Genomic DNA, 18,706 nt, shown 5'->3' on the forward strand with positions numbered 1-18,706 from the left:
TAGCGAGCGGGGTGCCTGTCCATCGGTGCTTATCCCGACCGTTTTTACCGGGCGCGGCGCCCTGGCCTTTACTTTTCTTTACGGCGTGGATGGACACTCGGAACCCCCCGCGATCCAATAGCCGCTGTCAGCCCAAAGTGCACAAAAACCCATGAAGAAGAACGCAGTCATCGCCCTCGTGGGCGTGTCGATCGTCGCCGCCGCGGGATGGTGGTGGAGCGGCTCGGGCGAGCGCGCCGCGGCGAAGAGCGCCAAGGGGCCGGTGGCCGCGCCGACCGCGCTGGTCACGCTCGCCACCGCCGTGCGCCAGGACGTGCCGGTCACGGTGCAGGTCAACGGCAGCGTGGTCTCGCTCAACAGCGTGGACCTGCGCCCGCAGGTGACCAACACGGTCGACGTGGTGCACGTGAAGGAAGGCCAGTTCGTGAAGCAGGGGCAACTGCTCTTCACGCTCGACGACCGCAACGACCAGGCCAACCTGGCGCGCGCCCAGGCCCAGCAGAAGCGCGACGAGGCCACGCTGGCCGACCTGGAGCGCCAGTACAAGCGCAGCCAGGAATTGCTGGCGCAGAACTTCATCTCCAAGAGCGCGACCGATGCCACGCTGTCGCAGCTCGAAGCGCAGCGCGCGGCGGTCGCGGCCGACCGCGCCGCGGTGCAGTCGGCCCAGGTGGCGCTGAGCTACACCAAGCTGCATGCGCCGATCGCGGGCCGCATCGGCGCCGTCAACATCTACCCGGGCACGCTGGTGCAGCCCACGCTGTCGCTGGTCACGGTCACCCAGCTCGACCCGATCGCCGTGAGCTTCCCCGTGCCCGAGGCCAACCTGCAGGACCTGCTGGCCGCCGCGCGCACCCGCTCGCGCGTCGAGGCCGTGGTCACGGGCCGCAAGGACACGCTGCAGGGCACGCTCAACTTCGTCGACAACACGGTCGATCCGCAGATCGGCACCGTGCGCGCCAAGGCCGTGTTCGACAACGCCGACCAGAGCCTGTGGCCCGGCCAGTTCGTCGGCACCCGCATCACGGTGCGCACGCTCGAGGGCGTCACGGTGGTGCCGGCGGCGGCGCTGATGATGCTGCCCGAGGGCACCTCGCTCTACGTGGTCGACAAGGAACGCAACGCGAGCCGCCGCAAGGTGAAGACGCTGCATACCTTCGGCACCAAGGTCGCGGTCAGCGGCGTCGAGCCCGGCGAGCAGGTCGTGATCGAGGGCAGCCAGAACGTGCGGCCCAACGGCAAGGTGCGCATCGACGACAAGCCGCGCGGCGATACGCCCGCGACCCCGGCCGCGCCCGGCGGCACCACGGGCGTGACCCCCGGCAGCGCGGCATCGTCCGATGGTGTCGACATCCGCTCGACGCAGCGGGAACGCGCATGAACATCTCCGAGCTGTGCATCCGCCGTCCCGCGATGACGGTGCTGCTGTCAGCGGCCGTCGTGGTGGTGGGCATCTTCGCCTACTTCAGCATCCCGGTCGCGGCGCTGCCCAGCTACAACACGCCCGTCATCAACGTCAATGCGCAGCTGCCGGGCGCCAGTCCCGACACCATGGCGAGCTCGGTCGCGCTGCCGCTCGAGAAGCAGTTCTCGACCATCCCGGGCCTGCAGACCATCAGCTCGGTCAACACGCAGGGCGTGACCTCGCTCACGCTCGAGTTCGTCAGCAGCCGCGACATCGACGCCGCCGCGGTCGACGTGCAGGCCGCGCTCCTGCGCGCGCAGCGCCAGCTGCCGCAGGAGCTCACGCAGCTGCCCTCGTACCGCAAGGTCAACCCGGCCGACGCGCCGGTGCTGTTCATCGCGCTGATCTCGCCGTCGATGAACCCCTCGGAGCTCAACGACTACGCCGAGAACCTGATCTCGCCCACGCTCTCGACCATCGACGGCGTGGCGCAGGTGGGCGTGTACGGCCGCAAGGCCTTCGCGGTGCGCATCAAGGCCAATGCCGACCTGCTCAACGCGCGCAACATCACGCTCGACGAGCTCGCGCGCGCGGTCAACTCCGCCAACGCCAACACGCCGGTCGGCGTGCTCGACGGCCCGCGCCAGACGCTCACCATCCAGGCCAACCAGCAGCTCACGCGCGCGGCCGACTTCGCCAAGCTGATCGTCGGCCAGCGCAACGGCGCGCCGGTGCGGCTCGACGAGGTCGCGACCATCGAGGACAGCTTCGAGTCGGTCAAGACCGCCAGCAGCTTCAACGGCCAGAGCTCGATCTCGCTGGCCGTGCAGCGCCAGCCCAACGCCAACACGGTGCAGGTGGTCGACGCGGTGCGCGCGCTGATCCCGCGCTTCAAGGCCGAGCTGCCGCAGTCGGTCGAGATCCAGATGGTCAACGACCGCTCGCTGTCGATCCGCGAGGCCGTGCACGACGTGCAGCTCACCCTGCTGGGCACCATCGCGCTGGTGGTGCTGGTGATCTTCCTGTTCCTGCACCGGCTGGTCGCCACGCTGATCCCCGCGGCCACCATCCCGATCTCGCTGATCGGCGCGGTGGCGCTGCTCTATGCCTTCGGCTACAGCCTCGACAACGTCTCGCTCTTGGGCATCACGCTGGCCGTGGGCCTGGTGGTGGACGACGCCATCGTGGTGCTCGAGAACATCATGCGCTACGTCGAGAAGGGCATGGATCCGCTGGCCGCCTCGCTGCGCGGCGCGCGCGAGGTGGGCTTCACCATCGTCTCGATCTCGATCTCGCTGGTGGCGGTGTTCATCCCGATCTTCTTCATGCCGGGCGTGATCGGCCTCTTGTTCCACGAGTTCGCGGTGGTGGTGGCGCTGGCGGTGCTGGTGTCGGCGATCGTCTCGCTGACCCTGGTGCCGATGCTCGCGAGCCGCCTGCTCAAGCAGGTGCCGCGGCCCGAGGGCGGCGCGCGCCACGACCATGAGGAGGAGCATCCCGAGCCCGGCACTGCGATCGGCCGCGCCTTCGAGCGCGGTTACCGCTGGGTGCACGGCAGCTACATGCGCACGCTCGACTGGACCCTGGCGCACCGCGGGCTGATGCTGCTGATGGCCGGCGCCACCTTCGTGGTCACGGCCTGGCTGTTCATCACGATCCCCAAGGGCTTCTTCCCCGAGGAGGACATCGGCCAGATCCAGATCACGACCGAGGCCGCCGAGGACATCTCCTTCACCGCCATGAAGGCGCTGCAGGACCGCGTGTCCGACGCGCTGATGGCCGACCCCAGCGTCGACTACGTGAGCTCCTTCGTCGGCGTGGGCGGCCCCACCGCCACGCAGAACTCGGGCCGGCTGTTCGCGGTGCTCAAGGCGCGCAGCGAGCGGCCGAAGATGCCCAAGGTGCTCGAGTCGCTGCGTCAGCGCTTCCGCGAGATTCCCGGCATCGCCGTCTACATGCAGCCGGTGCAGAACCTGCGCCTGGGCGGGCGCCAGAGCAAGGCGCGCTTCCAGTACACGCTGCAGAGCGTGAACGCCGGCGAGATGGTGCCCTGGGCCACGCGGCTGATGGAACGCATGCGCGCCGACCCCGACTTCCGCGACGTCACCAGCGACTCGCAGAACCGCGGCCTGCAGGCCACGCTGAAGATCGACCGCGACAAGGCCGGCGTGCTCGGCGTGGCCGTGGGCGACCTGCGCACCGCGCTCTACAACGCCTACGGCGACCGCCAGATCGGCAGCATCTACGCGGCCAGCAACACCTACCAGGTGATCCTCTCGGCATCCGACAACGACCGGCAGTTCGAGGACGACGTCTCGCGCCTGTCGGTGCGCAGCACCACCGGCCGGCTGGTGCCGCTGTCGGCCTTCTCGAGCATCGAGCGCACCGTGGGCCCGACCTCGGTCAACCACCAGGGCCAGCTGCAGGCGGTGACGGTGTCGTTCAACCTCGGGCCCGACGTGCCGCTGGGCAACGCCACCGCCAAGATCGACCGCTTCAAGGACGAGCTCAAGATGCCGCAGTCGATCATCACCACCTACGGGGGCGATGCCGCGGTGTTCCAGAGCTCGCAGTCCAGCCAGGCCGTGCTGCTGGTGCTCGCGGTGCTGGTCATCTACGTGCTGCTGGGCGTGCTCTACGAGAGCTACATCCATCCGATCACCATCCTCGCGGGCCTGCCCTCGGCGGCGGTGGGCGCCTTGATCTCGCTGAAGATCTTCGGCTTCGACCTCACGCTGATCGCGACCATCGGCATCCTGCTTTTGATCGGCATCGTGAAGAAGAACGCGATCATGATGATCGACTTCGCGCTCGACGCGCAGCGCACCGAGGGCCTGCAGCCGGTGGAGGCGATCCGCGAGGCCTGCCGGCTGCGCTTCCGCCCGATCCTGATGACCACGCTGGCCGCGCTGATGGGCGCGCTGCCGCTCGCGCTGGGCCTGGGCGCCGGCGCCGAGCTGCGCCAGCCGCTGGGCGTGGCGGTGGTGGGCGGGCTGATCTTCTCGCAGGTGATCACGCTCTACATCACGCCCGCGATCTACCTCGCGCTCGACCGCTACAGCGGCAGCGGGCCGATGGTCGACCTGCCGAAGGAAGCGCAGGCCGAGGTCTCGCACGCCTGAGCGAGCGCGGCGGGCTCAGGCGCGCCCGCGCCCCTGCCGCGCCGACGCGGGATCGAGGAACAGCTGGCGGAAGTAGTCGCGCAGCGCCGTCATCGCGGGCGAGAACTCCACGCCCTGCTTCCAGCCCAGCCCGATGTTCATGGTCGGGATCGGGTCGCGCAGGTTGATGGTCTCGATGCGCTTGCCTTCGAGCGACCACGGGCGGTAGACCATGTCCGACAGCACCGTCACGCCGCCGCCGTTGGCGACCGTGCTGCGCACCGCCTCCACCGAGCTGGTGCGCAGCCGCACCTTGGGCTGGTGCGGCGTGCGGCCCCAGTACTTGAGCGCGGTGGCCGCGGCCTCGTCGACCGTGAGCATGATGTAGGGCTCGGCCGCCACGTCGGCCAGCGTCACCTCGGCCTTGTCGAGCAGCGGATGCTTGGCCGGCACCCACAGCCGGCGCTGCGAGCCGAAGAAGGTCTCGAGCGAGAGCTCGCGCAGCACCACGTTCGAGGTCAGCACCACGCCGAGGTCGTAGCGCCGCGTGATCAGCCCTTCCTCGATCGCCTCGCGCGCCACCTCGTGCACCTTCAGCGTGACCTGCGGATGCAGCTGCTCGAAGCGCTGCAGGTGGTGCGGCAGGAAGTAGCCCAGCACCGTGTAGCTCGCGGCGATGGTCAGCTCGCCCTGCACGGCGGCGTCCTCGTGCGGCATGCGCTGCGCCTCGTCGGCCGCGGCCAGCACCGCGTAGGCATGGCTCAGGAAGCGGCGCCCGCCCTTGGTCAGTTCCACGCCGTGCGGATGGCGCTCGAACAGCTGCTGGCCCAGCATCTCCTCGAGCTCGCGGATCGCGGTGGTCACGGCCGACTGCGAGATGTTGAGCTGCAGCGCCGCATGCGAGATGCGGCCCGCCTCGGCCACCGCCGAGAAGTACTTGAGCTGGCGAAGGGTCAGGGACATGGCGGGGCTTCGGGGAGTGGATCGGTATCGGCAACGCGGGGCAGCCGGTGCATGGGTTGGTGAAAACCCGATACCGCGCGATCGAATGGCTCCAGCGTAGCAAGGCGCGCGCCGCAACGCAGCATCTGTTTTTCAGATACCGAGTGCGCGGAAAACAATGCTTTTCAGTCTTTGGACCGCTCACTAATCTTCGGACCGTCCCGCCGCGCCGCGCCTTGGCGGCCACGGGACGCACAACGAACAAAGGCTGTCACACGTGAAGAAGAAGCGGATCGATCTGAACTCCGACATGGGCGAGGGCTTCGGCCCCTGGACCATCGGCGATGGCGTCGACGCGGAACTGATGCCGCTGATCAGTTCGGCCAACATCGCCACCGGCTTCCATGCCGGCGATCCGAACATCATGCGGCGCATGGTCGCGCTGGCCCGCGAGCACGGCGTGAGCATCGGCGCGCACCCGGGCTTTCGCGACCTGGTGGGCTTTGGCCGGCGCCACATCCAGGCGCCGGCCGAGGAACTGGTCAACGACATGGTCTACCAGCTCGGCGCGCTGCGCGAGTTCGCGCGGCTCGAGGGGCTGGCGCTGCAGCACATCAAGCCGCATGGCGCGCTCTACATGCATGCGGCGCGCGACGAGGCGCTGTCGCGCACGCTGGTCGAGGCGCTGCAGCGCATCGAGCCCGGCCTGCGCCTGTTCTGCATGGAGTCCTCTGTCACCTGCCGCGTGGCGCGCGAGCTGGGCCAGCCGGTGGTGCGCGAGTTCTATGCCGACCGCGACTATGACCTGAGCGGCTCCATCGTCTTCACGCGCCGCGTCGGCGCGCTCGACCCCGAGGCGGTCGCGGCCAAGGTGCTGCGCGCCTGCACCGAGGGCACGGTGCGCACGGTCGAGGGCGAGGACCTGGCCATCGGCTTCGACTCGGTCTGCATCCACAGCGACACGCCCGGTGCGCTCGCGCTGGTGCAGGCCACGCGGCGCGCGCTGGCCGCGCATGGCATCGAGGTTGCAGGACTCGCCGCGCAGGGCTGATCCCCTCTTTCCCTTCCCCGTTTTCCGTTCCGTCCCCAGGAGTGCATCCCATGTCCGCTACCCATGAAGTCCTGAGCCCGCTGCCGGGCACCTTCTATCGCCGCTCGGCGCCCGACGCGCCGCCGTTCAAGTCCGAGGGCGACACGGTGGCCGTGGGCGACGTGCTGGGCCTGGTCGAGGTGATGAAGCAGTTCAGTGAAGTCACGGCCGACGCGGCCGGCCGCCTGCTGCGCTTCGCGGTCGAGAACGCCGAGCCGGTTGATCCGGGCCAGCCGCTGGCCGTGATCGAGACCGCCTGAGGAAGACGACGCGATGACCGCCGCATTCGACAAGCTGCTGATCGCCAACCGCGGAGAGATCGCGGTGCGCGTGATCCGCGCCGCGCAGGAGCTGGGCCTGAAGACCGTCGCCGTCTACAGCGACGCCGACGCCCAGAGCCTGGCCGTGCAGATGGCCGACGAGGCCGTGCGCATCGGCCCGCCCCATGCCAGCAAGAGCTACCTGAGCGCCGACGCCATCCTGCAGGCCGCGGCCCACAGCGGCGCGGGCGCCGTGCATCCGGGCTACGGCTTCCTCTCGGAGAACGCCGACTTCGCGGCGCGCGTCGAGGCCGCGGGCCTGGTGTTCGTGGGCCCGACGCCGCATGCGATCCGCACCATGGGCGACAAGGCGGCCGCGCGCGCCGCCGCCATGAAGGCCGGCGTGCCCACCGTGCCCGGCAGCGCCGGCGTGGTGAGCGATGCCGGCGTGGCGGTCGAGCTCGCGCGCGACATCGGCTACCCGATCATGATCAAGGCCTCGGCCGGCGGTGGCGGGCGCGGCATCCGCGTGGCGCACGACGAGGCCGAGCTGCGCCAGCAGTTCGCCACCGCCACCGCCGAGGCGCAGGCCGCCTTCGGCAACGGCGAGGTCTACCTCGAGCGCTTCATCCGCAAGGCGCGCCACATCGAGGTGCAGATCCTCGGCGACGGCCAGCGCGTGGTGCACTGCTTCGAGCGCGAATGCTCGCTGCAGCGCCGGCGCCAGAAGGTGTGGGAAGAGGCGCCCTCGGCCGCCATCGATGCCGCCACGCGCGCCGCGCTGTGCGAATCGGCGCTGCGCCTCGCGAGCGCCGTGGCCTACCGCGGCGCGGGCACGCTCGAGTACCTCTACGACGACGACACGCGCGAGTTCTTCTTCATCGAGATGAACACCCGCATCCAGGTCGAGCATCCGATCACCGAGATGGTCACCGGCATCGACCTCGTGAAGGAGATGCTGCGCATCGCGCTGGGCCAGCCGCTGCGCCTGAAGCAGGAGGACATCCGGCTCGCCGGCGCCGCCATCGAGGTGCGCATCAACGCCGAGAACGCCGCGAAGAACTTCATGCCGAGCCCGGGCCTGGTGACGCGGCTCGCGGTGCCGGGCGGGCCCGGCGTGCGCTTCGACACCCTGATGTTCGCGGGCTGCAACGTGCCGGCCTACTACGACTCGCTGCTCGGCAAGCTGATCGTGCACGACAGCGACCGCGCCGCCGCGCTCGCGCGCATGCGCCGAGCGCTCGGCGAGCTGCGCGTGGAGGGCATCCACACCACCATCCCGCTGCACCGCGCGCTGTGCGACGACGCCGAGGTCGCGGCCGCGGTCTTCCACACCGGCTTCCTCGAGCAGTGGCTCGCGGCGAACCCGCTGGCGGAGCCCGCCGCTTCCGTCCCGACTCTCGAGAAGGTGCCCGCATGACCGCCGCCATCCTCCCGGCCCAGGCCCGCTACAGCTTCGGCGGCGACGAGCACCTGTTCGTCGAGATCAGCGAATCGATGTCGCTGCCGGCCTTCTTCAAGGGCATGGCGATCTGCAACGAGCTGCGCCGCCGCGTGCAGGCCGGCGAGATCGCGGGCGTCACCGAGATCTGCCCGGCCAACGCGGCCTACCTGGTGCGCTTCGATCCCGACCTGATCGCGCCCGACGCGCTGCAGGCCGTGCTGGAAGGGATCGAGGCCGGCATCGGCGAGGCCGACCTGCGGCTTTCGACCCGCATCGTCGAGATCCCCGTGCTCTACAACGATCCGTGGACGCACGAGACCCTGATGCGTTTCCGCGAGCGCCACCAGGACCCGGCCAGCACCGACATCGAATATGCCGCGCGCATCAACGGCCTCGATTCCGTCGAGGCCTTCATCGCCGCGCATTCGGGCGCGCCGTGGTTCGTCTCCATGGTGGGCTTCGTGGCCGGGTTGCCCTTCCTGTTCCAGATGGTCGAGCGCGAGCGCCAGCTCGAGGTGCCCAAGTACCTGAGCCCGCGCACCGACACGCCGCGGCTCACCCTGGGCCACGGCGGCTGCTTCAGCTGCATCTACTCGGTGCGCGGCGCCGGCGGCTACCAGATGTTCGGCGTCACACCGGCGCCGATCTTCGATCCGGCCCAGCGCTTGCCCTACCTCAAGGAGCTGATGGTGTTCTTCCGCCCCGGCGACATCGTCAAGTGGAAGCCGATCGACCGTGCCGAGTACGACCGCCAGGTGGCGCAGGTGGAGGCCGGCGACTACACCTTGCGCATCGCGCCGGTGTCGTTCTCGCTGCAGGAATTCCTGGCCGATCCCGACGGCTACAACCAACAGCTGCTGAAGGTGCTCCATGGCGATTGAAGTGCTCAAGCCCGGCCTCGCGACCAGCGTGCAGGACGCGGGCCGTCCCGGCTACTACCACCTGGGCATTCCGCTGTCGGGCGCGCTCGACCAGCAGGGCCTGGTGCTGGCCAACCTGCTGGTGGGCAACGACGAGGGCGCGGCCGTGATCGAGAGCACGCTGCTCGGGCCCGAGCTGCGCTTCGATGCACCCGCCGTGGTGGCGGTGACGGGCGCGCAGGCCAAGGTCAAGCTCAACGGCGCCGAGAGGCCGCGCAACGAAGCCTTCGCGGTGCAGGCCGGCGACGTGCTCGGTTTCGACTTCATGCTGCTGGGCGCGCGCATGTGCATCGCGGTGGCCGGCGGCATCGACGTGCCGCTGGTGCTCGGCAGCCGCTCGACCTACGGCCTCGGCGCCTTCGGCGGCTTCGAGGGCCGCAAGCTGCTGGCCGGTGACCGGCTGCCCGTGGGCACGCCCTCGGCGCGCGCGCGGCCCGGGCGTGGCGTGGCCGCCGAGCTGCTGCCGGTGCTCGCCAAGGAGGTGACGCTGCGCGTGCTGCCCGGCATCTACTTCCACCGGCTGCAGCAGGACTCGGTGCGCAGCTTCTTCGCCGACACCTGGAGCGTGGGCTCGGAGGCCGACCGCATCGGCTACCGCTACAAGAACGGCACGCCGCTGAAGTTCATCGAGCGCACGCCGCCCTTCGGCGCGGGCGCCGATCCGTCGAACATCGTCGATGCCGGCTATCCCTATGGCTCGATCCAGGTGCCGGGCGGGCGCGAGCCGATCATCCTGCACCGCGACGCGGTCTCGGGCGGCGGCTACGCGATGGTCGGCACGGTGATCAGCGCCGACATGGACCTGATCGCCCAGATGCAGCCCAACCACAAGGCGCGCTTCGTCGCGGTCGACATGGCGCAGGCGCTGGCCGCGCGCGCCGAGCGACGACGGCGCATCGAGCGCCTGCGCGCCGCGCTCGCCGACTGAGCGCCCGGGCGGCAAGGCCGCCCACCCCTTCCTTTTCTTTCCCGTTGCCACCTAGGAGTTCTTCATGAACAGCTTGCCCCTGCGCGTTTCATTGACCGCCGCCGCCTTCGCCGCCACCGTGCTGTGGCACGGCGGTGCCTCGGCCGCCGACTGGTTTCCCTACAAGGCCGAGGCCACCGAGCCCGCCTTCTCGGCCGAGGGCACGAAGAAGCCCATCGACTACGTGCCGCTGCCCAAGGCCTCGAAGAAGTGGGACCTCTGCGTGTCGTTCCCGCACATGAAGGACGCCTACTGGCTCGGCGTGGACTACGGCGTGATCGAGGAAGCCCGGCGCCAGGGCGTGAAGCTGCAGGTGGCCGACGCGGGCGGCTACACCAACCTCGGCAAGCAGGTCTCGCAGATCGAGGACTGCGTGGCGCGCGGTGCCAATGCGGTGATCATCGGCGCGATCTCGGGCGACGGCCTCAACAACGTCATCAAGGCCACGGCCGCGAAGAAGGTGCCGGTGATCGACCTGGTCAACGGCATCAACTCGCCCGACCTCTCGGCCAAGTCGCTGGTGTCCTTCCACACCATGGGCCAGTCGACCGGCGCCTACCTCGCGAAGAAGCATCCGGCCGGCTCGCCGCCGGTCAAGGTCGGCTGGTTCCCGGGCCCGGCCGGCGCGGGCTGGGTCGAGGCCGCGCACAAGGGCTTCATGGAGGCGGTCAAGGGCAGCGCGGTGGTGGTGCTCGATCCGAAGTACGGCGACACCGGCAAGGAAGCGCAGAGCAAGCTGATCGAGGACGTGCTGCAGGCCAACCCTGACCTGGCCTACGTGGCGGGCACGGCGGTCACGGCCGAGGCCGCCACCGGCATCCTGCGCTCGCGCAACCTCGACAAGAAGGTGCAGGTGCTGTCCTTCTACATGACGCCGGGCGTCTACGAGGGCATCCAGCGCGGCCGCATCGTGGCCGCGCCGGCCGACTCGATGGTGATCCAGGGCCGCATCGCGGTCGACCAGGCGGTGCGCCTGCTCGAGGGCAAGGAGGTCGCGAAGCACGTGGGCCCGAAGATCTTCGTGGTCGACAGCAGCAACATCCAGAGCGTGAAGCAGGCCGACATCCTGCCGCCGACCGGCTTCAAGCCGGTGTTCGAGGTCAAGTAAGGCACGCGATGCCACCCCTGCTGCAGACCCGCGGACTCGGCAAGCGCTATCCGGGCGTGCTGGCGCTCGACGGCGTGGACTTCGAGCTGCGCGCGGGCGAGGTGCACGTGCTGTTCGGCGAGAACGGCGCCGGCAAGTCGACGCTGATCTCGCTGCTGGCCGGCGCCAATGTGCCGAGCGCCGGCGAGATCCGGCTGCGCGGCGAACCGGTGCGCTTCGCGAACGTGCACGAGGCGCGGCGCCACGGCATCAGCGCGGTGTTCCAGGAGTTCTCGCTGATCCCGACGCTGTCGGTGGCGCAGAACCTGAGCCTCGGCGAGGAGCCGCGCAGCCGCGGCCTGCTCGACCGCGGCGCGCTGCGCGAACGCGCCCGCGCGATGCTGGCCGACCTGGGCTTCGCGATCGACGTCGATGCGCCCGTGGCCGGCCTCACGCGCGCGCAGCAGCAGATGGTGGAGATCGCCAAGGGCCTGCGCGGCGAGGTCTCGGTGCTGATCCTCGACGAGCCCACCGCCTCGCTGACCGATGCCGAGACGCAGCGCCTGTTCGAGCTGGTGGCGCGGCTGCAGGCGCGCGGCGTGGGCATCGTCTACATCTCGCACCGCATGCAGGAGATCGCGCGGATCGCCGACCGCATCACGGTGCTGCGCGACGGCCGCCAGGTGACGACGGTCGAGGCGCGCGAGACCGATGCCGACCGCCTGATCGAGCTGATGAGCGGGCGCGCCATCGAGCAGGTCTATCCGCGCATCGCCTTCGCGCCGGGCGAGACGGTGCTCGAGGTCGAGGGCCTGCATTCGCCCAACGGCGTGCGCGGCGCCAGCCTCAGGGTGCGGCGCGGCGAGGTGGTCGGGCTGGCCGGCCTCGTGGGCTGCGGCAAGTCGGAGCTGTTCCGCGCGGTCTGCGGGCTCGACCCGGTGAGCGCGGGCCGCGTGCTGTTCAGGGGCCAGCTTCGCACCGGCGCCAGGGTGCGCCGGCTGCTCGACGAGGGCCTGTTCTACCTGCCGCCCGACCGCAAGGGCGAGGGGCTGGTGCTGGGCTTCAGCTCGCGCGCCAACATCACGCTGCCGCTGGTGCACGGCCCGCTGCGCGGCCATGGCGGCTGGCTGCGCAAGCGGCTCGGGCGAAGGCTGTCGACGACCGCGGCCGAGCGCGTGGAGCTCGCGCCGCGCAACCTCGAGCGGCCGGTGGCGCTCTTGTCGGGCGGCAACCAGCAGAAGGTGCTGTTCGGCAAGGGCATGACGCGCGACGCCGCGCTCTACGTGTTCGACGAGCCCACGGTGGGCGTCGACATCGGCACCCGCAGCGCGCTCTACCAGGTGATCCGCAAGCTCTGCGAAGGCGGCGCGGCGGTGGTCGTGATCTCCTCCGACCTGCCCGAGGTGCTGCACCTGAGCCACCGTGTCTACGTGATGTGCCGCGGCGAGATCGCCGGCGAGCTGCAGGGCGACGCCATCGGCGAGACCGCCGTGCTCAATCTCTTCTTCGGTTCCAGCGAGAACAACAAGCCATGACTTCGTCTTCCTCCGTCGCCACCGCCGTGCCTTCGGCACCGGGGCCCGCCGGCCGCGCGCTGGCCCTGCTGCGCGCCCTGTTCCTGCGCCTGGGCGTGCTGCCCTTCATGCTGGCGATCGCCTTCGTGGTGTTCGGCACCCTGTCGGACCAGTTCCTCACGGTGCAGAACCTGGTCAACCTGCTGCGCCAGTCGGTCTACCTGATCCTGGTGGCCATGGGCCAGATGCTGGCGCTGGTGACCGGCGGCTTCGACCTCTCGGTCGGCACCGTGATGGCGATCACCTCGGTGGTGGCGGCGCTGGCCATGCAGTTCTTCGGCGCCGCGCTGCCCGACGCCGCCTGGCTGGCGATCGCGCTGGGCTGCGCCTGCGGCATGCTGGCCGGGCTCGCGGTGGGGCTGGTCAACGGCATCGGCGTGGCCTTCATCGGCGTCTCGCCCTTCATCGTCACGCTGGGCGTGCAGTCGATCGGCTTCGGCCTGGCGCTCTACCTCACGGGCGGCGTGCCGGTGTCGGGCCTGCCCGCGGGCTTCAGCGAGCTGTTCGGCTTCGGCACGCTGCTGGGCGTGCCGGTGCCGATCTGGGTCACGGCGGTCTGCGTGGCGGCCATGGGCGTGCTGATGGGCCGCATGCCGACCGGCACCCACCTGCTGGCCGTGGGCGGCAATGCCAAGGCCGCGGCGCTGTCGGGCATCGACACCCGGCGCGTGCTGCTCGTGGCCTACCTGCTGTGCGCGGGCCTCGCGGCCGTCAGCGGCCTGCTGCTGACCGCGCGCGTCGAGACCGGCGAGGCCAACCTCGGCGGCACCGTGGCGCTGGAATCGATCGCGGCCTGCGTGATCGCCGGCGTGAGCCTGCGCGGCGGCATGGGCCGGGTGCCGAACGTGGTGATGGGCGCGATCTTCATCGGCCTGGTGCAGAACGGCATGAACCTCGCGAGCGTGGGGTCGTACCTGCAGATGGTGGTGCTGGGCGCGCTGCTGATCGTGGCGGTGGTGGCCGACCAGTTGCGCCACCGGATGGTGGCGCCCGGCTCGCACTGACGCACTGAGCTAGTTGGCGAACTCGTCGCGCGGCCCGCCCTCGGCCGCGAGGTGCGAGATGTCGCTCCAGCCCACGAGGCTGAAGCCCTCGCTGCTCCACAGCATGCGGTTGATGGCCGCGTTGCCGAGCTGCCAGGTGCGCGGCGCCTGCAGTTCCTGGCGCGTGGCGGCGCGGTAGAGCACGTCCATCACGCCGCCGTGCGCGACCAGCGCCACCAGCTCGCCCGTGTGGCGCGAGGCCAGGTCGGCGGCCACGCGCGTGATGCGCTCGCGGAACACCAGCAGGCTCTCGCCGCCCTCGGGCTCGAACTCGGGATCGCGCTCGCGCCAGCGCCTGGCCTGCTCGGGCAGCTCGGCCTCGATCTCGGCGAAGCTCATGCCCTCGAAGCGGCCGAAGGCGCGCTCGCGCAGGCCGGGCTCGGGCCGGACCTCGAGGCCGTGCGGTTTGGCGATCTCGAGCGCGGTCTGCCAGGCGCGCGAGAGGTCGCTGGCGTAGATGACGGCCAGCGGCTCGTCGGCCAGCGCCTGTCCCACGCGCTGGGCCTGCCAGACGCCGGTGGCATTGAGCCCGATGTCGAGCTGGCCCTGGATGCGCGTGTCGACGTTCCAGGCGGTTTCGCCATGGCGAACGGCGATCAGGCGGGTGAGGTCTTCCATGGTCGAAATTCTAGGAGGGCGGCATTTCGGATCGTGCCGCCGCTCCAGGCCCGAGGCGGGTCCTTACTGTTGCTTCTTCGCCGTGGGCAGCTCGATGTTGACGCGCCGCACGCCCTCGGGCGGCTTCGGGAAGCCCTGCAGCGCGGCCTGGAACATCACCGGCAGCACCGCCGCGCTCGCGGTGTAGGGGCCGTCGTTGCGCGCGCGGGTCTCGTAGACCACGCGGTTGCTGCCCAGCTCGCGCAGCACCACGCCGACCTCGCGCTCGTACCAGGGGTTGGAGGCCTGTGGAACGATCGGCGCGCCATACCAGCCGCCGCCGTACCAGCGCCGGCCGTAGCCGTAGGGGCCGTAGCCATAGCCGTAGCCGAAGGGGCCGTCCCAGAGCCAGGGATCGGCCCAGGGCGACAGCGTGGTGGTCACGCGGGCGCTGATCTGCGCCGTGTAGCGCGGGTTGGCGTCGTCGCGGCGCAGGCCGACCTGCTCGAGCGCGGCGGCGGCCATGGCCTCGAGCGAGGCCTGGCGCTCGCCGTTGGCCTGCTGCGAGGGCAGGCGCTCGAAGCGGTAGGTGGCGCCGGCGGGAACGGTGTCGATGGCGGAGAAGCTCTTCACGTCGCTGTCGACCACCCAGGAGGTGGCGCAGCCGGACAGGGTTGCTACCAAAAGAAGAGCAAAAAGGGCGCGTTTCATGAGGGTCTCCGGGCCGATGGGCCCCAAATTCCCCTGGGTAGCCGGATCAGCCCTGGACGATGCGCAGGGCGGCGGGTGCCTGGGAGAGCGGGTCGAAGGAGGGCGTGTCGAAGGCCTTGTCGCCGTTCTCGTCGGCCACGCCCGTCGGCTTCAGACCCTTGAAGTCGTGCAGCGTTCCATCGAGCAGGTGCGAAGGCACCACGTTCTGCATCGCGCTGAACATGTTCTCGATCCGGCCCGGGTACTTGCGCTCCCATTCGCGCAGCATCTCGCCGACCTGTTTGCGCTGCAGGTTCTCCTGGCTGCCGCACAGCGTGCACGGAATGATCGGGAATTCGCGGTGCTGGGCCCAGCGCACCAGGTCCTTTTCGGCCACGTAGGCCAGCGGCCGGATCACCACGTGGCGGCCGTCGTCGCTCACCAGCTTCGGCGGCATGCTCTTGAGCTTGGCTGCGAAGAACATGTTGAGGAAGAAGGTCTGCAGCATGTCGTCGCGGTGGTGGCCCAGCGCGACCTTGGTGGCGCCCAGCTCGTCGGCCACGCGGTAGAGGATGCCGCGGCGCAGCCGGCTGCACAGCCCGCAGGTGGTCTTGCCCTCGGGGATCACGCGCTTGACGATGCTGTAGGTGTCCTGGTTCTCGATGTGGAAGGCCACACCGAGATCGCTCAGGTACTTCGGCAGCACTTCCTCAGGGAAGCCGGGCTGCTTCTGGTCGAGGTTGACCGCGACGATGTCGAAGTGGATCGGCGCGCGCGCCTTGAGCTTGAGCAGGATGTCGAGCAGGCCGTAGCTGTCCTTGCCGCCCGACACGCAGACCATGACCTTGTCGCCTTCCTCGATCATGTTGTAGTCGACGATGGCGCGGCCCACCTCGCGGCACAGGCGTTTCTCGAGCTTGTGTGTTTCGCGCTCGATCTTCATCGAGTTGGCGGGAAGGGGCGAGGCAGAGGCGTCGGCGACGGGCGCCTCGTCGATCCAGACGGCGTTCATGGCAAAAGGGCTGCCCGGGGCAGCAAAAAACGGGGGAAGGGGGCGATTTTGCCCCGGATCACCATTCCCCGGCTTCGATGCGGATCGCGACCTCGCAGTCCTCGAAGATCTCGAGCTTGGCGATCTTCACGCGCACGCCCAGCACGCCGGGCAGCTGCAGCAGGCGCTGCGCGAGCTTGCCGATCAGGCTTTCGAGCAGGTTCACGTGCTCGGCCGTGCACTCGTCGATGATGATCCGGCGCACCTTGCGGTAGTCGAGCACGTGGAAGATGTCGTCGTCCTTGGGCAGCAGCGGCTGCGGGCCGAGGTTGAGCTCGGCATCGACCTGGATCGGCTGCGGCGCGACCTTCTCCTGCTCGAGGATGCCGAGGTTGGCGTCGAAGCGCAGGCCGTTGAGGGTGAGCGTCTGGCGCCCGAGGGGGGTGGTGGGTGACATCGGGTGGTGCTCGAAAAAGGGGGCGCGGGCGGCGGGCCTGGATTCACATGTGCGAGAAATCGCGCTCGAACTTCATCAGGTGCTGGCCGCCGTCCACCAGCAGCGTGGTGCCGGTGATCGAGCCGTTCTCGAGCGCGAAGCGCACGGTGGCGGCCACGTCGGCCGGCGTGGACGAGCGCCCCAGCGGCGACAGCTTGTGCAGCTGCGCGAACTTGTCGTCGTCGTGCATGTGGCTCGGCAGCGTGAGGCCGGGCGCCACGCCCACCACGCGCACGCGCGGCGCGAGCGCCAGCGCCAGCATCGGCGTGGCGGCCTCGAGCGCGGCCTTGGAGAGCGTGTAGCTGAGGAAATCGGGGTTGGTGTTCCACAGCTTCTGGTCGAGCATGTGGACCACCGCGCCGGTGAGCGTGCCTTCTGGATCGCGCTGTGCGAGGTGCGCATGCAGCGCCTGCGCCAGCACGATCGCGGCCCCCGTGTTGCCGCGCGCATGGCGGTCCATCAGCGCGTAGCTGAAGCTGGCCGCGTCGTCGTGCTCGAACAGCGCGGCGCTGTGCACCACCGCGTCGACCCGGCCGAAGTGCTCCGCCACCTGCGGCAGCAGCGCGCGCGTGGCGGCCTCGTCGAGCAGGTCGGCGCCGAAGGCGTGGGCCTCGCCCGCGAGCGCGGCGCAGTCGGCCACCGTCTGCTCGGCCTCGGCGCGCGACTGGCGGAAATGCACCGCCACGCGCCAGCCGCCCGCGGCCAGCGCCAGCGCGATCTCGCGCCCCAGCCGCTTGCCCGCGCCCGTGACGAGGACGGTGCGGCGCTCGGGGGGCGTGGCGGTGGAGGAGGGCGCGGCGCTCATGCGGAAGGTGGGGGCTGGAGGATGCGAGGAGAATCGGTGCCCGTGACGACACAGACCCACAGCAGTTTACCCATCGCCCTCGATACCTTGATCGCCCGCGCCGTCGAGCGCGCCGGCGGCTGGATCGGCTTCGACCGCTTCATGGCGCTCGCGCTCTATGCGCCGGGGCTCGGCTACTACGCCAACAGCCTCGCCAAGTTCGGCCAGATGCCCGAATCGGGCAGCGACTTCGTGACCGCGCCCGAGCTCACCCCGCTGTTCGGCCGCGCGCTGGCCGCGCAGCTGGCCGAGGCGCTCGAGAAGACCGGCACCGCCACGGTGTGGGAATTCGGCGCCGGCTCGGGCGCGCTCGCCGCCCAGTTGCTCGACGCGCTCGATGCCCTGGGCCGCAGCGACGTGAACTACCGCATCGTCGACCTCTCGGGCACCCTGCGCGCGCGCCAGCAGCAGGCGCTGGCGCGCTTCGGCGACCGCGTCGAATGGCGGCTCGAGCTGCCCGCGGCGATGCAGGGCGTGGTGGTCGGCAACGAGGTGCTCGATGCGATGCCGGTGCAGCTGCTCGCGCGCCATGGCGGGCGCTGGTTCGAGCGCGGCGTGGTGCGCAATGCGGCCGGCGACGGCTGGGCCTGGGCCGACCGCGAGACCGAACTGCGGCCGCCGGTCGAGGTGCCGGGCGAGCACGATTACCTGACGGAGATCCATCCCCAGGCCAAGGCCTTCGTCGCGACCCTGGCGGACCGGCTCGAGCGCGGGGCTGCCTTCTTGATCGACTACGGCTTTCCCGAGAGCGAGTACTACCACCCGCAGCGGCACATGGGGACGGTGATGTGCCATCGGGCGCATCGGGCGGATGGGGATCCGCTGTCCGACGTGGGGCTGAAGGACATCACTGCTCACGTTGACTTCACGGGGGTGGCGTTGGCTGGGCAGGAGGCGGGGCTTGCTGTGCTGGGGTATGCGAGTCAGGCGCGGTTTTTGTTGAACTGTGGGTTGGTTTCGTTGATGGAGACGGCTTCTGTGGGGGAGAGGGCCATGGGGGCTCGGCTGGTGCATGAGCATGAGATGGGGGAGCTGTTCAAGGTGGTGGGGTTTGCTGTGGGTGATGCTTGGGAGGCTGTTGGGTTTAGTGAGGGGGATCGGAGTCATACGCTCTGATTTTTTTGCGGCTGTTGACTTTGGGTAGGTTGTCGGCCGGGTCTCGCCCCGGCGGGCGAGTCACTTTCTTTTGCTTCGCCAAAAGAAAGTAGGCAAAGAAAAGGCGACCCCACTGTCTGCGACCCTCCGCTTCGCTCCG

The 18,706-nt window shown here is 69.9% G+C and carries 17 protein-coding genes; 11 read left to right on the top strand and 6 right to left on the bottom strand.

The window, feature by feature from the left end:
- The first annotated feature begins 151 nt into the window (after window positions 1-151).
- Window positions 152-1,381 carry an efflux RND transporter periplasmic adaptor subunit gene (locus AC07PU_RS30535; protein WP_495322029.1) on the top strand — a complete coding sequence of 410 codons (1,230 nt, stop codon included), beginning with the start codon at window positions 152-154 and terminating at the stop codon, window positions 1,379-1,381.
- The gene (locus AC07PU_RS30540; RefSeq protein WP_093353495.1) at window positions 1,378-4,527 is read left to right on the top strand and encodes an efflux RND transporter permease subunit; all 3,150 of its coding nucleotides are present in this window, start codon (window positions 1,378-1,380) and stop codon (window positions 4,525-4,527) included. The genes AC07PU_RS30535 and AC07PU_RS30540 overlap by 4 nt, the downstream gene beginning before the upstream one ends.
- Window positions 4,528-4,542: 15 nt before the next feature.
- Here the strand turns inward: AC07PU_RS30540 and AC07PU_RS30545 are convergent, their stop codons facing one another.
- A complete protein-coding gene (locus AC07PU_RS30545) occupies window positions 4,543-5,469 on the bottom strand; it encodes a LysR family transcriptional regulator (RefSeq protein WP_057591119.1) in 927 nt (308 codons plus the stop codon).
- A 256-nt stretch (window positions 5,470-5,725) separates the two neighbouring features.
- Between AC07PU_RS30545 and AC07PU_RS30550 the strand changes: the two genes are divergently transcribed.
- The 8 genes from AC07PU_RS30550 to AC07PU_RS30585 all read left to right on the top strand — a co-directional run bounded on the left by AC07PU_RS30550 (window position 5,726) and on the right by AC07PU_RS30585 (window position 13,794).
- Window positions 5,726-6,499: a 5-oxoprolinase subunit PxpA gene (locus AC07PU_RS30550; protein WP_495322030.1), complete on the top strand. Its 774-nt coding sequence runs from the start codon at window positions 5,726-5,728 to the stop codon at window positions 6,497-6,499.
- A gap of 50 nt (window positions 6,500-6,549) precedes the next feature.
- Entirely contained in the window at window positions 6,550-6,798 is a 249-nt protein-coding gene (locus AC07PU_RS30555; protein WP_057591117.1) for an acetyl-CoA carboxylase, read from the top strand.
- A 13-nt stretch (window positions 6,799-6,811) separates the two neighbouring features.
- A complete protein-coding gene (locus AC07PU_RS30560) occupies window positions 6,812-8,218 on the top strand; it encodes an acetyl-CoA carboxylase biotin carboxylase subunit (RefSeq protein WP_495322031.1) in 1,407 nt (468 codons plus the stop codon).
- Window positions 8,215-9,123 (top strand): 5-oxoprolinase subunit B family protein, encoded by a 909-nt coding sequence (locus AC07PU_RS30565; protein ID WP_495322032.1) that lies wholly within the window; start codon window positions 8,215-8,217, stop codon window positions 9,121-9,123. The genes AC07PU_RS30560 and AC07PU_RS30565 overlap by 4 nt, the downstream gene beginning before the upstream one ends.
- Window positions 9,113-10,090 (top strand): 5-oxoprolinase subunit C family protein, encoded by a 978-nt coding sequence (locus tag AC07PU_RS30570; protein WP_057591114.1) that lies wholly within the window; start codon window positions 9,113-9,115, stop codon window positions 10,088-10,090. Before AC07PU_RS30565 ends, AC07PU_RS30570 begins: the two co-directional genes overlap by 11 nt.
- Window positions 10,091-10,154: 64 nt before the next feature.
- Complete coding sequence (gene torT, locus AC07PU_RS30575; RefSeq protein WP_208510535.1) at window positions 10,155-11,237, top strand: TMAO reductase system periplasmic protein TorT; 1,083 nt, start codon at window positions 10,155-10,157, stop codon at window positions 11,235-11,237.
- Between the two features lie 8 nt (window positions 11,238-11,245).
- Complete coding sequence (locus tag AC07PU_RS30580; RefSeq protein WP_495322033.1) at window positions 11,246-12,751, top strand: sugar ABC transporter ATP-binding protein; 1,506 nt, start codon at window positions 11,246-11,248, stop codon at window positions 12,749-12,751.
- The gene (locus AC07PU_RS30585; RefSeq protein ID WP_296741852.1) at window positions 12,748-13,794 is read left to right on the top strand and encodes an ABC transporter permease; all 1,047 of its coding nucleotides are present in this window, start codon (window positions 12,748-12,750) and stop codon (window positions 13,792-13,794) included. The genes AC07PU_RS30580 and AC07PU_RS30585 overlap by 4 nt, the downstream gene beginning before the upstream one ends.
- 9 nt (window positions 13,795-13,803) lie before the next feature.
- Here the strand turns inward: AC07PU_RS30585 and AC07PU_RS30590 are convergent, their stop codons facing one another.
- From AC07PU_RS30590 to AC07PU_RS30610, 5 genes are all read right to left on the bottom strand, one after another.
- Entirely contained in the window at window positions 13,804-14,451 is a 648-nt protein-coding gene (locus AC07PU_RS30590; RefSeq protein WP_208510537.1) for a histidine phosphatase family protein, read from the bottom strand.
- A gap of 63 nt (window positions 14,452-14,514) precedes the next feature.
- Window positions 14,515-15,141, bottom strand: a complete 627-nt coding sequence (locus tag AC07PU_RS30595) for a membrane lipoprotein lipid attachment site-containing protein (RefSeq protein WP_495322035.1) — start codon at window positions 15,139-15,141, stop codon at window positions 14,515-14,517.
- A gap of 46 nt (window positions 15,142-15,187) precedes the next feature.
- Window positions 15,188-16,132: a tRNA 2-thiocytidine(32) synthetase TtcA gene (ttcA, locus tag AC07PU_RS30600; RefSeq protein ID WP_209547461.1), complete on the bottom strand. Its 945-nt coding sequence runs from the start codon at window positions 16,130-16,132 to the stop codon at window positions 15,188-15,190.
- 58 nt (window positions 16,133-16,190) lie between these two features.
- Complete coding sequence (locus AC07PU_RS30605) at window positions 16,191-16,568, bottom strand: dihydroneopterin aldolase (RefSeq protein WP_057591108.1); 378 nt, start codon at window positions 16,566-16,568, stop codon at window positions 16,191-16,193.
- Window positions 16,569-16,611: 43 nt separating this feature from the next.
- Window positions 16,612-17,412 (bottom strand): SDR family oxidoreductase, encoded by an 801-nt coding sequence (locus AC07PU_RS30610; RefSeq protein ID WP_495322037.1) that lies wholly within the window; start codon window positions 17,410-17,412, stop codon window positions 16,612-16,614.
- Between the two features lie 21 nt (window positions 17,413-17,433).
- Between AC07PU_RS30610 and AC07PU_RS30615 the strand changes: the two genes are divergently transcribed.
- Window positions 17,434-18,567 (top strand): class I SAM-dependent methyltransferase, encoded by a 1,134-nt coding sequence (locus AC07PU_RS30615; RefSeq protein ID WP_431511588.1) that lies wholly within the window; start codon window positions 17,434-17,436, stop codon window positions 18,565-18,567.
- Window positions 18,568-18,706 lie beyond the last annotated feature (139 nt).

Source organism: Variovorax sp. GW821-FHT10D07 (genome assembly GCF_059415325.1).